General features: G+C 47.7%; 14 protein-coding genes. 5 read left to right on the forward strand and 9 right to left on the reverse strand.

All coding sequences use genetic code 11. The features are described 5' to 3' along the window. Positions 1–6 precede the first annotated feature (6 nt). From nth to rnt, 3 genes are all read left to right on the forward strand, one after another. On the forward strand, positions 7–642 hold the full coding sequence (gene nth, locus CWE08_RS09975; RefSeq protein ID WP_126767919.1) for an endonuclease III: 636 nt from the start codon (positions 7–9) through the stop codon (positions 640–642). A gap of 341 nt (positions 643–983) precedes the next feature. Then, positions 984–2,237: an amidohydrolase gene (locus CWE08_RS09980; RefSeq protein WP_241973886.1), complete on the forward strand. Its 1,254-nt coding sequence runs from the start codon at positions 984–986 to the stop codon at positions 2,235–2,237. Positions 2,238–2,269: 32 nt separating this feature from the next. Then, complete coding sequence (gene rnt / locus CWE08_RS09985; RefSeq protein WP_126767921.1) at positions 2,270–2,959, forward strand: ribonuclease T; 690 nt, start codon at positions 2,270–2,272, stop codon at positions 2,957–2,959. Positions 2,960–3,054: 95 nt separating this feature from the next. Here rnt and grxD read toward each other — a convergent pair whose 3' ends face one another. Continuing rightward, a complete protein-coding gene (gene grxD, locus CWE08_RS09990; RefSeq protein WP_275540785.1) occupies positions 3,055–3,420 on the reverse strand; it encodes a Grx4 family monothiol glutaredoxin in 366 nt (121 codons plus the stop codon). A 409-nt stretch (positions 3,421–3,829) separates the two neighbouring features. Between grxD and CWE08_RS09995 the strand changes: the two genes are divergently transcribed. Next, entirely contained in the window at positions 3,830–4,411 is a 582-nt protein-coding gene (locus tag CWE08_RS09995; RefSeq protein ID WP_126767923.1) for a superoxide dismutase, read from the forward strand. Between the two features lie 150 nt (positions 4,412–4,561). Here CWE08_RS09995 and CWE08_RS10000 read toward each other — a convergent pair whose 3' ends face one another. Together CWE08_RS10000 and fadR are read right to left on the reverse strand one after the other, a co-directional pair. Then, on the reverse strand, positions 4,562–6,601 hold the full coding sequence (locus CWE08_RS10000) for a S9 family peptidase (RefSeq protein WP_126768006.1): 2,040 nt from the start codon (positions 6,599–6,601) through the stop codon (positions 4,562–4,564). Positions 6,602–6,746: 145 nt separating this feature from the next. Continuing rightward, positions 6,747–7,457 carry a fatty acid metabolism transcriptional regulator FadR gene (fadR, locus tag CWE08_RS10005; RefSeq protein ID WP_126767924.1) on the reverse strand — a complete coding sequence of 237 codons (711 nt, stop codon included), beginning with the start codon at positions 7,455–7,457 and terminating at the stop codon, positions 6,747–6,749. Between the two features lie 228 nt (positions 7,458–7,685). Between fadR and CWE08_RS10010 the strand changes: the two genes are divergently transcribed. Next, entirely contained in the window at positions 7,686–8,258 is a 573-nt protein-coding gene (locus tag CWE08_RS10010; protein WP_126767926.1) for a disulfide bond formation protein B, read from the forward strand. A 94-nt stretch (positions 8,259–8,352) separates the two neighbouring features. Here CWE08_RS10010 and CWE08_RS10015 read toward each other — a convergent pair whose 3' ends face one another. The 6 genes from CWE08_RS10015 to fadD all read right to left on the reverse strand — a co-directional run bounded on the left by CWE08_RS10015 (position 8,353) and on the right by fadD (position 13,802). Then, the gene (locus tag CWE08_RS10015) at positions 8,353–8,835 is read right to left on the reverse strand and encodes a YcgN family cysteine cluster protein (RefSeq protein ID WP_126767927.1); all 483 of its coding nucleotides are present in this window, start codon (positions 8,833–8,835) and stop codon (positions 8,353–8,355) included. Then, complete coding sequence (locus CWE08_RS10020) at positions 8,835–9,581, reverse strand: fumarylacetoacetate hydrolase family protein (RefSeq protein WP_126767929.1); 747 nt, start codon at positions 9,579–9,581, stop codon at positions 8,835–8,837. Before CWE08_RS10020 ends, CWE08_RS10015 begins: the two co-directional genes overlap by 1 nt. After that, positions 9,582–10,613 (reverse strand): lytic murein transglycosylase, encoded by a 1,032-nt coding sequence (locus CWE08_RS10025; protein WP_241973884.1) that lies wholly within the window; start codon positions 10,611–10,613, stop codon positions 9,582–9,584. Between the two features lie 82 nt (positions 10,614–10,695). After that, a complete protein-coding gene (locus CWE08_RS10030) occupies positions 10,696–10,956 on the reverse strand; it encodes a YcgL domain-containing protein (RefSeq protein WP_126767931.1) in 261 nt (86 codons plus the stop codon). Positions 10,957–10,977: 21 nt separating this feature from the next. Next, the gene (gene rnd / locus CWE08_RS10035) at positions 10,978–12,120 is read right to left on the reverse strand and encodes a ribonuclease D (RefSeq protein ID WP_126767932.1); all 1,143 of its coding nucleotides are present in this window, start codon (positions 12,118–12,120) and stop codon (positions 10,978–10,980) included. 26 nt (positions 12,121–12,146) lie between these two features. Further along, a complete protein-coding gene (fadD, locus tag CWE08_RS10040) occupies positions 12,147–13,802 on the reverse strand; it encodes a long-chain-fatty-acid--CoA ligase FadD (protein WP_126767934.1) in 1,656 nt (551 codons plus the stop codon). Positions 13,803–13,860: the final 58 nt, after the last annotated feature.

The raw sequence follows: 13,860 nt of genomic DNA on the forward strand, positions 1-13,860 counted from the left end.
CAGCGCATGAACCAACAAAAACGTATTGAAATATTAAAACGCTTGCGGGATAACAATCCGAATCCAACAACGGAATTGAATTTTAGTAACCCCTTTGAGCTACTCATTGCAGTATTGCTCTCAGCGCAAGCTACCGATGTGGGTGTAAATAAAGCCACTGGCCCCCTATTTGCGGTTGCCAATAATCCTGCTGATATGCTCGCACTCGGTGTGGCTGGCGTAAAAAACTATATAAAAACTATCGGCTTGTTCAACACCAAAGCGGAAAACACTATTAAAACCTGCCGTATCCTTGTTGAACAACACAATGGTGAAGTGCCCGAAGATCGCGCCGCACTAGAGGCTTTACCCGGTGTTGGCCGGAAAACCGCAAACGTAGTGCTGAATACCGCCTTTGGTTGGCCCACCATTGCTGTTGATACCCATATTTTTCGGGTGAGCAACCGAACTAAGTTAGCGAAAGGAAAAACTGTTGATGCGGTAGAACAAAAATTGCTCAAGGTCGTTCCTGCAGAATTTAAAGTGGATGTGCATCATTGGCTCATTCTCCACGGCCGCTATACCTGTGTGGCGCGCAAACCACGCTGCGGCTCCTGCATTATTGAAGATTTGTGCGAATTTAAAGATAAAATCGAACTATAACGCCTATTTTTAACGTTCTGGCCTCGCTGCTATTGGCATCTTTGGCCGTTGTTATGGTTCGGCTTTAATACCCGTACATATCAATGTGCCGCGCTCACGCATATTTTGTTCATGTATGTTGCTCTCATGCATGTTGCACTCATGTATCTTGCACTGGGAACGGCGCGCTGTAATACTGAGCTTATGCCCACACATTTGGAGTGACCACAATGAAGCTCACTATGATTGCTTTAATCACGCTGGCGAGTACTTTTGCCGCAACCACTACTATTCAAAACAGCTATGCGCAAAATTCTGCTCAAGGCTCTGCTCAAGGTTCTGCGCAAAGCTCTGCCCAAGCAATGAGCTCCGGCGCGAACGCAACATCATCGGCGCAACACGCCAGTATCAGCGATGCCTTGGAGCAACGTGTTATTGAATGGCGCCGTGATCTGCATCAGCACCCAGAATTAAGTAATCGCGAGTTTCGTACCTCGGGTGTGGTGGCAGATCACCTTAGATCACTTGGCCTAGAAGTCACTACCGATATCGCCCATACCGGTGTGGTGGCTATTCTTCGTGGCGCACAACCGGGGCCCACCGTAGCCTTACGTGCAGATATGGATGCTCTGCCGGTACAAGAGCTTACCGATGTGCCGTTCGCATCAACCGCAACGGGCGAATATCGCGGCCGAGAAGTATCGGTGATGCATGCCTGCGGCCATGATTTACATGTGGCAATGTTAATGGGTGCCGCTGAGCACTTGGCCGGCATGCAAGAGCAAATCGCTGGCGATATCATGTTTATCTTCCAACCTGCCGAGGAAGGCGCGCCCGAGGGTGAGGAAGGCGGTGCGGAACTCATGCTCAAAGAAGGGTTGTTCGATATCGCAAAACCCGATGCCGTATTCGGTATTCATGTTTGGTCGGCTGCTACAACGGGCCACATTGGCTATCGCCAAGGCCCGCTAATGGCCTCCTCCGATCGCTTCGAGATTCGGGTTCTGGGTGAACAAACTCACGGCTCACGCCCTTGGGGCGGAATCGACCCGATAGTAGTGGCTAGCCAAATTATAAACAATGTACAAACCATTGTTAGCCGGCAGGTAAATATCACAAAGGCGCCTGCTGTTGTAAGTTTTGGTATTGTTGAAGGCGGTGTGCGCAACAATATTATTCCCGATGAAGTTTACTTAGAGGGTACTATTCGCAATTTTGATATGGCTATTCGCAGCGATATTTTTGCCAAACTCACCAACGCTGCCGAGATGACAGCCGCAGCCAGTGGCGCTCGCGCTGAAGTAACTATTGATGAGGGCTACCCGGTTACGGTAAATAATCCTGATTTGGTAACACAAATGCTGCCTACCACCGAACGAATTGTTGGTAGGGAAAACATGTATGAAGCCGATTTAGTAACCGGCGCTGAAGATTTTTCATTTTATGCTTTAGAAGTACCGAGTATGTTTGTGTTTCTGGGCATTACGCCACCGGGCCAAGATCCGGCCACAGCGCCAAGTAATCATTCTCCCTACTTTTACGCCGACGAAAACTCGTTACGCGTGGGTACTGAGCTTTTAATAAATTGGGCGTTGGATTATCCAAGCACGCGCTGAGATTTTAAATATAAACAAATACAAGGATATTCATGAGTGATTCACCGGCCGAGAGCACGAGTAACGGCACCAAGCCTGTAGCATTAAAAGACCGTTTTCGTGGCTATTTACCCGTTGTGATTGATGTGGAAACCGCTGGCTTTAACGCAAAAACCGACGCGCTACTGGAAATCGCCGCCGTTATCGTTGATTTTGATGATAACGGCCAATTGGTGCCCATCGCAACACATCATGCGCATATTAAGCCCTTTGCAGGTGCCAATATCGAGCAAGCCGCAATTGATTTTAATGGCATTGAGCCGTTCAGTGAGTTGCGTGGTGCCATTGATGAGGGCGAAGCCTTACGCGATATATTTAAAGCCATACGCAAAGCGCAAAAAGCGGCGGAATGCCAACGTTGTGTGCTCGTTGGCCATAATGCCACGTTTGATCATGGTTTCGTGATGGCAGCTGCCGAGCGGGCTAACTTGAAGCGCAACCCGTTTCACCCATTTGTTACCTTCGATACGGCGGCGTTGGCTGCACTTACTGTTGGGCAAACCGTGTTAGTGAAGGCGTGCCGTGCCGCCGGTATTGCATTTGATAGCAAAGAAGCACACAGCGCTGTATATGATACCGAACGCACGGCAGAGCTGTTTTGTTGGATGGTAAACCGCTATCAGCAGTTAGGTGGTTGGCCGCTCACGCAAGATGAGGCAACGGCCGAGCAGCAAGCTGATTAGCAACATACCTTAGGAATAGAGGGTACCTAACAACAGAAGGTACCCAGTAACAGAAAAGCTAATACCAAATTGAATCGGTGAGCGTAGGTGGAATCTTATTCGCTAGCGCTTTCATCGATTTCTGGCGCCGCCGCAACGACCAATGGTTGCAACTCGCCCTGCTGGAACATTTCCAAAATGATATCGCATCCACCGATTAGCTCACCGTTCACCCACAATTGGGGAAAGGTTGGCCAATCCGCTATCCGGGGTAATTCAGCGCGGATGTCAGGGTTTTGCAGAATATCCACATAAGCAAAAGGTTTACCGCAGGCCATAAGGGCTTGGGAAGCTTGTGCGGAGAAACCACAACTAGGAAGTTTTGGCGAACCCTTCATATACAATAACACTGGATTTTCAGCGATTTGCTCGCGAATGCGGGCTTCAGTATCTTGGGTTTGCTCTGGCTGCATATCTTGCATAACAACTCCTTAAAATAAAATTAGGCCGATACTACAGGGTTGGCCACTTGCAATTGTCGGTTTCACCACGTTAGGCGTAACCGAATGCTTATCGCTGCGGTTAGAGCCGTATTGTAACACAAGCAAGGCCTGCGGATGAACCACCGGTGATTATGAATAAGAATGATTTTAGCCCTTGAAATCCAAAACCCTTGCCTCCATGTATACCCTATTGTTATAGAAAATGTGTTAGCCGCTAACTAGTTACCCTCAGGGATATTTAACGGCCGCATTGTTTGTTTCGGCGTACAGCCGCTATAATAAGAAACGAATTTAGGATCACGGTTCCTTTTGCCCACTTTTTTATTTTAGTTATCTTTGAAATGGGTAATGGGTGCTAGCATTTAGTTAATGAATGGAGAAGCATAATATGGCTTTCGAATTACCAGCACTTCCTTACGAAAAAAATGCGCTCGAACCACATATTTCTGCCGAAACGCTTGAGTATCACTATGGCAAGCATCATCAAACTTATGTTGATAAGCTCAACGGTTTGGTTGAAGGCTCTGAGTTTGCCGGTAAATCTCTTGAAGATATCGTAAAAACTTCAAGCGGCGGTGTATTCAATAATGCCGCGCAAATCTGGAACCACACTTTCTATTGGCATTGCTTAAGCCCAAATGGTGGCGGTGAGCCAACAGGCGCTCTAGCTGAAGCCATTAACAACAAATGGGGTTCATTTGAGAAGTTTAAAGAAGCCTTCACCACCAGCGCCGTAAACAACTTCGGCTCAAGCTGGACATGGCTTGTGAAAACTAAAGATGGCGGTGTGGATATCGTGAATACGAGCAACGCTGAAACCCCAGTAACCAATGAAAACCACGTGCCACTATTAACCGTGGATCTTTGGGAACATGCTTATTACATTGATTACCGGAATGCACGTCCGAAGTATATGGATGCTTTCTGGTCTTTAGTGAACTGGGAATTTGCCAGCAAAAACTTCGGTTAATTGGTTGGCCCAGCTTAGCATTTGCCGGCGCTCGCCGGCATAACCTGAGCGAAGCACCAGAAACAAAGAACCAGAAACAAAGAACCAGAAACAAAGAACCAGAAACGAAAAACGGCACCTCAGGGTGCCGTTTTTGTTTTTAGTTAACGCTTATTCACTTTTCTCGCGATACTTCTCAAACCAATAAATAACGTAGGCTGGTTTTGCCATATGGTTACTCGGCCGCGTGTGTAATGCATGGGAAGCGCCCGGCACTCGCACCATGGCGGTATCAATACCACGCAATTGCAGGGCTTGGTAATACTGCTCTGTCTCTGAAATAGGCGTGCGGTGATCCGCCTCACCAGTAAACAATAGTGTTGGCGTAGAAACATTGCCCACATAAGATATAGGCGAATGCTTCAGATAATGCTCTGGGTTTTCCCAAGGCAAATCAGGGAACCAGTATTGGCTGAAATACGTGTACATATCCGCATTGAGCACGAAGCTATACCAATTGATGACTGGGTTTACCGCCGCCGCGGCACGGAACCTATCGGTTTGGCCAATAGACCACGTTGTTAACACACCACCACCGCTGCCACCAGTGATAAACAATTCATCTTCATTGATAAACCCTTTGGCGATCAGAGCATCCACACCATCCATCAAATCGTTATAATCATGACTTGGATAATTGTGATGAATCAGGTTTGCAAAATCCTCACCGTAGCTTGTTGAGCCACGCGGGTTGGTGTAGAGCACCACGTAACCTTGCGCGGCCATCAACTGTAGTTCCATGGCGAAATAAGGGCCGTAGGCCGCATGCGGGCCACCATGAATTTCGAGAATTAAGGGATATTGCTTATTCGCATCAAAACCCGGCGGATACATTATCCAGCCGTGAATGTCACGCTCATCAACGGAAGAGGCGTACCAAATTTCCTCTACTTTGCCAATCTCGCGCTTGGCAACGAGATCACGATTTAGCTGCGTAATCGTGTTCGGGCTATCATTCGCTCGCAGCACAGCAAGCTCAGCAGGGTGCTCAGTGCTCGCTTGGGTATACACCAAACGGTTGTTGCTCAGAACAGCAAACTGGCCACCGGTATAGGGCCGGCTATACGCAACCCCACCCATATCATCGGTGAGTATGTTCAAATCGCCCTCTAACGGCTGATACGCTAACGTACCTTTACCTTGAGCATCAAAAGCCACGAACAAGCCTTGGCTATTTGGCGCCCATTCAAAACTGCTAATGTGTTGATCGAGATTTCCGGTTAACCGACGTACAGCGCTACCATCGGTGCGCATGATATACAGCTTTTGGTTTTGCTGAGCGAGTTTACGATCATCAAACCCGGTATAGGCTATCCAATCACCATTGGGTGAAATCTGTGGGTTACTATCTGGGCCGTAGCGGTCGGTAAGTGCGGTTATTTCGCGGCTTTCGATCGTCAATTCATACACTTCGCTATTCAACGGTTGTTCGTGCTCATCAGCCCGGCGGTTGGCAGAGAAATACAGCGCACTACCATCACTCGCCCAACTAATCGTGCCACCATGATTGTAATCACCCGAGGTAAGCTGAATCGGGGTGCCGCCTTCAGCTGGCATTATATAAATATGCCGATAACCCGCAGGTAAATAGCCTGCGCCATCAACGCGATATTGCCGACTATCAAGATAAATAGGCGCTTGCGCCCACTCAGCACCCTCGGGTTTACCCGGCAAGCTTACCGGAGCTGGGCGTTTTTCTGGGGTAAACATACTAAAGGCTAACCACTGGCCATCTGGCGACCAGCTCAACGATGAGGGCCCAAACTGCAAATTAGATATTTGCCCACTGCGCCCAGAACTGGCCCAGAGCATGTGAATTTGGCCATCAGCCACATAGGCTAAACGATCACCCATGGGCGACCATGCCGGCTGTTGCGCATTTTGATCATTAGCGGTTAAGGGTTGTAGTTGCGAGCCATCCGCGTGAATGGTCCATAACCGGCTACGGCGACGATCGCTTTGCCGGTCCATCCAGGTGCGTACAAATACAATTTCTTCCGAGCTTGGCCGCGGTGCTGGCGCACTGGCATACTCCAGCAGAAAAACATCATCGTATTGCAGCGGTGTTTTAACAGTTTCTGCAACGCTTGCTGTTGAAAAGAGCGCCACCAAAGGCAGCATTAGAGCGAGTGTTCTTTTTGTTTTTAACATCATGCCTCTCTTTATTTGCTAGTTAGTTGCTTATCTAGTTAATTACTTACCTGGTTAATTGCTTACCTGATTAATTGCTCATCTAGTTAGCTACTCAGAATGTGCAGTGTGTTAAACATTCTTCCGCTTCAGCGCACAGGCTGCTTTAATCAACCAAGTTTTCCGGAATTGAATCCCGTAAATTTTTCCAAATAGCCGCTGAATCATAACCGTATTGGCGCACCAAATTCATTGCCCCAGTGTGATCACCTGCTTCTACCAAAGTGAGCATCTCAGCATAGTATTTACGGGCCAACTCACGGCCCACCGGCTCCGCAAAATAAAATTGGCCAATGCGAGCATACAGCCCCTTAAAACCATTCAACACAAGTACATAAATAGGGTTACCGGAAGCAAAGGCTAGTTCATGATTAAGTTGATAATCAAAATCTGCAAAGGCTTTGGGCGTATCTTCTACATTTTGTGCCGAACGCAGCACTTCTGCGGCACGCTCTTTATTTTGGCGAATCGCTTGGCGAATATAAATGGCACTAATATTGGTGCGCGCAGAGAGCAGCTGATCAACCAGATCCGGCATGCCATCTTCATCTAGGCGCGCCAAGGTTTCGAGAATGTTTAAGCCCGAAGTTTCCCAAAAGTTATTCACTTTTGTGGGTTTACCATGTTGAATCGTGAGCCAGCCATCGCGCGCTAGGCGCTGTAGCACCTCCCGCAAGGTAGTGCGCGTAACACCAATTAATTCAGACAACTCACGTTCTGCCGGCAAAATAGAACCAGGAGCAAAATCACCCTTCCAAATAGATTTCACAATAAATTCTTCTGCAAACCCCGCGGGGCTTTTTGCTTTAATAAACATAAGTGCCTTTCTTTGCTAAATCGTTTAATTTTTATGAGAACAGCGTTTGATTGTAACTTGCCGGTAATGGTCGGACAAGTTTTAGATCCTTATCCTACGGCAGAATCAGCGCATTAGGCATTCTTTTTCCTTCGCGCTTAAGTTAGCATACTGTTTTAATGTATAAATTCCGAAATTAAGATTAATCTAACTTAACTCAAATTAAGCTAAGTGAGCTTTGGAACCACCATGAATAAACCAAACAACAAACTCTCTTCTGGTTTTTCAGCAGGTATCACGCCGCTGCATCGAATTGCCGCGTGGCCACAGCAACGTTGGCCATGGCTGCTGCTTGCACTCATAAGCTCTGGTTTAGTGATTGCCGCACTTTTTATGCAGCATGTGCAGGGGCTCAACCCGTGTGTGCAATGCATTTATCAACGCTCGGCCATGATTGCCGTAGCGTTGTTCGCTTGGCTTGGGTTCTTTGCACCCACAAATGCCTTTGCTCGAGTAATCGCTTATGCAGGTTGGATTAGCAGCGCATGGGCAGGCCTTGCTGCCGCGAATCATCATCTCTGGCTACAACGAGAAGCGAACCCACTATTCAATAGCTGCGCCGCTTTCCCTAACTTTCCGAGTTGGGCGCCTTTGCATGAATGGTTTCCAAGTGTGTTTGCGGTAACAGGAATTTGCGGCGATGATGGCTGGCGTTTGTTCGGTTTGAACATGCCCGAATGGATGCAAATCATATTTGCCGTTCTCTTAGCAGTGGCCATCGCTGTATTGGCCGTGAGAATACTTTATCTTCGCAAGATCTAAACCTGGCGAATCTAAACCTGCGCAAGAACTAAATCTGTGCAAGATCTAAACCTGCTCGAAATCTAAGCAAATCTAACCCTGCATAAAACTAAAGTTAGCTGGTTTCATCATAAAGTGGCCAGCTAACAATCAAACCATCTTCAGGGGCGCATTCTGTATCTTTTTGCGTTGCATAACCGGTTACTGCCATTCCCGCTGCTGCCATGGCCGCGCGGGAACCTCCGTGAAGCAAAGGATGCCAACTTGGAAGCCCTCTGCCCTCGTGCAAGCGCCGGTAAGCACAGCTAGGCGGCATAAAGTGTATCGTGGGTAACGCTGCTAACGAAAGCTGAACACAATCCGGTACAAACTGATGGCGATTCGCATAATTGCTGCAACCACCGGCTTTGGTATCCAACAACTGGCAGGCTACGTTGGTGTAGTGCAAATCCTCACCCAGCTCCATAGGTGCATCATCTGCCACATCATCGCGATCTTCCAATAACTTATGCAAACAACACTTGCCGCAACCATCGCAAAGCGCTTCCCACTCACTTTCCGACATTTCAGCCAAGGTTTTTTCTTGCCAAAATGCCATTAGCGCCCCACCACCTGTGATTGCCAGCTAAACTCTTGGCCATTGCCGGTAACCAGCTTTGTTTTTAACTGATCGCCCACATGCAGTGGCCCCACCCCGGCCGGCGTGCCGGTAAATACTAAATCGCCGGGCTCTAGGGTAAAAACACTGGATATTTCTGCAAGTAACTGGGGCACTGAAAACACCATGTCCGCTACCTTGCCTTGTTGCTGAATTTCGCCATTTCGCTGTAATTCAAAGCTTGCTTTCGCTACGCTACCAAACACACTTGCCGCCACAAAAGGCCCAATTGCGGCACTTCCATCGAACCCTTTCGCTCGCTCCCAAGGCTGCCCTTTGGCTTTTAATTCATCTTGTACATCGCGTAAGGTTAGATCTAACCCTAATGCATAACCCGCTACGCCTTTCAGCGTTTGCTCTGGCCGCAGGTTTTGCATTAAGCTGCCAACCAACACTACCAGCTCTAATTCGTGGTGGCAGCTGCCTTGCTGAGTAGGAATACGCAAACGCTCGCCGTGTACGGGCTGAATCGCAGAAGCAGGCTTCATAAATAACAAAGGTGCTGCCGGCACTTCATTGCCGAGCTCTTTCGCATGCTCAACGTAATTTCGCCCTACACACACAATCTTGCCAGCAGGCGTTGGCATCGGCCCACCATTTACCGAATACAAAGCCCGATCTACGGGCATGGTAACGTCCGGCAAACCCACACCGTGGCGCTTGAATGTATAGGGGTTAATTGCCATTTAGCCGCCCATTTGAATGCGATCAGCCAAATGGCCCACCACAACTACAAAATAGTTTGAACGATTCCAACGCATCAGCACATCCCAGTTGTGATAAGCCAAAAACGCTCGGCCATCAATACCATCAGGAATGATTACCGATGCAGGGATATCGCGGGTTGGTAGATCACTGCCATCATAGCGGCGCACACCTAAATCTTGCCACTCAGAAAGGCGCTTCTTACTGCTCAAGCCGGCCAACTCAACATCAAAACCATTCGGGAGCTGCACTTGCCGCCCCCAAGTTTTAGTATCATCCCAGCCTACATTAGCCAAGTAGTTGGCAGCCGATGAAAACACATCCGCATAGCTGTTCCAAATATCAATCTTGCCATCGCCATCGCCATCTACTGCATAGGCTAGGAATGAGCTGGGCATAAACTGTGTTTGCCCCATGGCGCCAGCCCAAGAGCCACGCATTTGCTCCGGTTCAATATGCCCAGCATCAATAATTTCCAGCGCTTGCATAAGTTGGCGTTTAAAAAACTCTTCCCGGCGGCCTTCAAAAGCCATGGTGGATAACGATGAAATAACTCGGAAGTTGCCAGTATAGCCACCGTAGTTGGTTTCAATGCCCCACAACGCCACAATAAATCGTGGCTGCACGCCATATTCCGCACCAATACGCTCTAAAAGCTCTCGATGTTCATTATATTTCTCAATACCTTGGCGCACCTTCCAATCAGGCACTGCGCGCGGTAAATAAGTATCTAGGGTAATGGTGAACTCTGGCTGATTCCGATCTGCAGTTACCGCGCGCTCGTAAAAACTAACATCTTCAAAGGCTCTTTCAATGGTTTCTGCAGAAATACCATGAGCCAATGCTTCCGCTTTTAAAGTTTCCACATAAGCAGGAAAACCTTCAGCATCATTGGCTTGGGCAGGGCTCGATGAGAACAGCGCTAACGCTGCCAAAAGTGTTGCCAACAGCATTACTTTGGCACAGCCGGTAGGAGAAAAAAAGGAACGTAATTGTGAATAAGAATGATGCATGGGCTTACCTCTTGGCGTTGTTGTGCTTGGCTTAAAAGTATTCTGCGTGGCTTCGCGCTCTTTTACTTAGCTTCGCTGGGGTTCACATTTCCGGCTGTTTCAGCATACTCACAACCGGCGGTGGCACCTGCAGATAGTAACCCTCTGTTTGTAAGTGTTCCAGCAGCTTTACACCAGAAATACGTGCAAGTTGCTTCTCGGGTGTAATCGATAACTTAGTTACCAGTTGCTCAGGCATAAATAACCCCTGCAATGGCTCCGGCAACTCAGTAATCTCAGTTTCTAGAGGAATAAATAAATAGGTATCCGCTTTTTTCGGCGAACGTAAAATGCGCACTAACATACTCACCTCTAATGAATATTGTTATGAATAGCTTTTGGCAACCAGCTCAGCAATTTGTTCTGCTACTAATGCACCACGCCAGCCTTGATATAAATCGGGCTGATAAAGTTTTTCTTTTGTTTCATCACGAGTAAAGTGCTGCCACACATACACTTCGTTAATCTGTTTACGCGAGCCCATAAGTGGCACAGGCACATTTGCCTTCTCCCCTGCCGCCTTTAACAAAGCCTTTGCCGCTTTAAAGAAGCGTTTGTATTCTGGGTCTTGATCATAGCGGGGAATCTCTTCCGGGTGCTGCTCCTCAGGAGCCGCTAAGCCCTTCTCCACACAGGCAAGCATTGCCTCGCCGTACAAGCGCAACGATTTCGGATGTAATTCATCAATCACGCTCAATGCTTGCCGATTATTTGGCAGCTTCCGCGCAATATCGGTGAGTACATGATCACGAGCCACAAAGGGTAAAGCAATGTTCTTCTCTCTTGCCAAGGTTAACCGCCAGGCTGCCAGCTCGCGAAGCACCGCACGGCCTTGGCCTGTCAGCAAATTCACCCCACCAATATCCCGCCAAGCTAATTCCGCTACTGATTCCCGCGCCCGTTTCGCCACTTGCTCTTGGCATTCCGCTAACACGAGTTCTTCCATACCAGCAGCAACGGTTTTCGCGCGTAAACTCGGGTAAAGCTCGGCAAGATACTCAACATCTGCCGCCGCATATTCAAGCTGCGCCGGGCTTAATGGCCGTTGCAACCAATCGGTGCGGCTTTGGCTTTTATCCAAGCTTACATGAAGCATTTGCTCTACCAGACCGGCGTAACCAATTTGTGAGCCATCGGTAATGAAGGCGTTTGCTACTTGCGTATCAAACAGGTTTTGTGGGGCTGCATTATTGCGTTGGAAGATTTCTAAATCTTCGCCCGCGGCATGTAATACGGCAATAATATCGCTACGTAGAAGCTGCCAAAGCGGCGCTAAATCAACGCCATTAAGCGGATCTACAAGCACAATTTCAGCACCAGTGCGCGCTTGCACCAAACCTAAATCAGCATATAGGGTGCGTGTTCTTACAAATTCTGTATCCAGCGCTAACCATCCATTAGCTTGCGCTAGATCGCAAAACGCCACCAATTCCTCGGTGGCGTTTATCATACGAAAGTTCTCAGACATTCAATATTCCGAAGGGTTGTTGTGATTTAATTGTCACGTAATTCTCTACGCAGAATTTTACCCACGTTAGTTTTCGGTAGTTCATCGCGGAACTCAACCAACTTCGGTACCTTGTATGCAGTGAGGTTTTCTCGGCAGAAATCGATAAGTTCTTTCTCTGCCAAAGATTGATCTTTCTTCACAACTACAATTTTCACAACTTCGCCCGATGATTCATGCTCAACACCAACCGCAGCAACTTCAAGCACTTTCGGATGGCTCGCCACAACATCTTCGATCTCATTCGGATACACATTGAAGCCAGATACCAAAATCATGTCTTTCTTACGATCAACAATACGGAAGAAGCCATGCTCATCCATCAAGCCCATATCGCCGGTTGCAAACCAACCATCTTTAATGGCGTTATCAGTATCTTCTTTACGGCCTAGGTAACCCGCCATTACTTGCGGCCCTTTCGCCCAAATTTCACCGGTTTCGCCTTGCGCCACTTCTTTACCATCTTCATCTACAATTTTTACATCGGTTGAAGGTAATGGAATACCAATACTTCCCGTGTAATGCTCAATATCAAATGGGTTCGCCGTTACCACTGGCGAACATTCAGTGAGGCCATAGCCTTCAAGCAATGCAGAGCCGGTTACTTTTTCCCAGTTCTCCGCAACCGCACGTTGCACCGCCATGCCGCCACCTAAAGCGATTTTCAGGTGAGAAAAATCAATGTCTTTAAAGCCTGGTGTGTGTAACAAACCATTAAACAAGGTATTCACACCAGAAATCATGGTGAACTTGTGCTTACTCAGCTCTTTCACAAACGCAGGCATATCTCGTGGATTGGTGATCAAAATATTCTTGCCACCAAACTTCAAGAACGCCAGGCAGTTCGCGGTTAACGCAAAGATGTGATAAAGCGGCAATGCGGTAATCACCACTTCTTTGCCATCACTCAAGCGCGGTAAAATAAAGGCTGAAATTTGATCTAAGTTCGCCACCATGTTGCGGTGGGTTAACATGGCGCCTTTAGAAACCCCAGTTGTACCACCGGTGTATTGTAAAAAGGCTAAATCATCACCGGCAATTTCCGGCCGGCTATAGGGCTTCTTGCTTCCGGCACTTAAGGCATCGTTAAATTCAATGGTATTGCTCAAGCTATATGCTGGCACCATCTTTTTCACGTACTTAACAACAAAGTTCACAATCCAACGCTTCGGTACCGGCAACATATCGCCAATCCCGGTAAGGATCACCTTGTCTAAGTTCACGTCCTTCTCTACTTTTGCCAAGGTTTCAGCAAAGTTCTTTAAAATGACAATAGCTTTGGTTTTTGAATCAGTAAGCTGATGCTTCAATTCTCGCGCGGTGTAAAGTGGATTCACGTTCACCACTGTCATCCCGGCACGCAAAATACCGAAAAGCGCCACTGGATACTGCAACACGTTAGGCATCATTACGGCAACTGGGTCACCAGGTTTGAGCCCTAAGCTTTGCAGATAAGCGGCAAATTGTTGCGTTAAGGTATCAAGTTCACCATAAGTGATTTCGTAGTCCATGTTACTGAACGCCGGTGAATCTTTATATTTCTTTACGCTCTCTTCAAAAATATCCACTAAGGATGCGTAATGATCCGGATCGATTTCCGTCGGAACCCCGTTTGGATAGCGTTTTAACCAAATCTTTTCCACCGTGAATGCTCCTGCTTAGCTATTATTATTAAATTTAAAAACGCGTAATGTTCGCATA

Source organism: Aliidiomarina iranensis (assembly GCF_003987135.1).
GTDB lineage: Bacteria > Pseudomonadota > Gammaproteobacteria > Enterobacterales > Alteromonadaceae > Aliidiomarina > Aliidiomarina iranensis.

Excerpts from the sequence above, each read along its gene's own strand:
- CWE08_RS10015 (WP_126767927.1), bottom strand. The coding sequence starts at position 8,835 with ATGGCATTTTGGCAAGAAAAAACCTTGGCTGAAATGTCGGAAAGTGAG.
- CWE08_RS10020 (WP_126767929.1), bottom strand. The coding sequence starts at position 9,581 with ATGGCAATTAACCCCTATACATTCAAGCGCCACGGTGTGGGTTTGCCG.
- CWE08_RS10000 (WP_126768006.1), bottom strand. The coding sequence starts at position 6,601 with ATGTTAAAAACAAAAAGAACACTCGCTCTAATGCTGCCTTTGGTGGCG.
- rnd (WP_126767932.1), bottom strand. The coding sequence starts at position 12,120 with ATGTCTGAGAACTTTCGTATGATAAACGCCACCGAGGAATTGGTGGCG.
- CWE08_RS10025 (WP_241973884.1), bottom strand. The coding sequence starts at position 10,613 with ATGCATCATTCTTATTCACAATTACGTTCCTTTTTTTCTCCTACCGGC.
- CWE08_RS09995 (WP_126767923.1), top strand. The coding sequence starts at position 3,830 with ATGGCTTTCGAATTACCAGCACTTCCTTACGAAAAAAATGCGCTCGAA.
- CWE08_RS09980 (WP_241973886.1), top strand. The coding sequence starts at position 984 with ATGAGCTCCGGCGCGAACGCAACATCATCGGCGCAACACGCCAGTATC.
- grxD (WP_275540785.1), bottom strand. The coding sequence starts at position 3,420 with ATGCAAGATATGCAGCCAGAGCAAACCCAAGATACTGAAGCCCGCATT.
- CWE08_RS10030 (WP_126767931.1), bottom strand. The coding sequence starts at position 10,956 with ATGTTAGTGCGCATTTTACGTTCGCCGAAAAAAGCGGATACCTATTTA.
- CWE08_RS10010 (WP_126767926.1), top strand. The coding sequence starts at position 7,686 with ATGAATAAACCAAACAACAAACTCTCTTCTGGTTTTTCAGCAGGTATC.
- fadR (WP_126767924.1), bottom strand. The coding sequence starts at position 7,457 with ATGTTTATTAAAGCAAAAAGCCCCGCGGGGTTTGCAGAAGAATTTATT.
- rnt (WP_126767921.1), top strand. The coding sequence starts at position 2,270 with ATGAGTGATTCACCGGCCGAGAGCACGAGTAACGGCACCAAGCCTGTA.
- nth (WP_126767919.1), top strand. The coding sequence starts at position 7 with ATGAACCAACAAAAACGTATTGAAATATTAAAACGCTTGCGGGATAAC.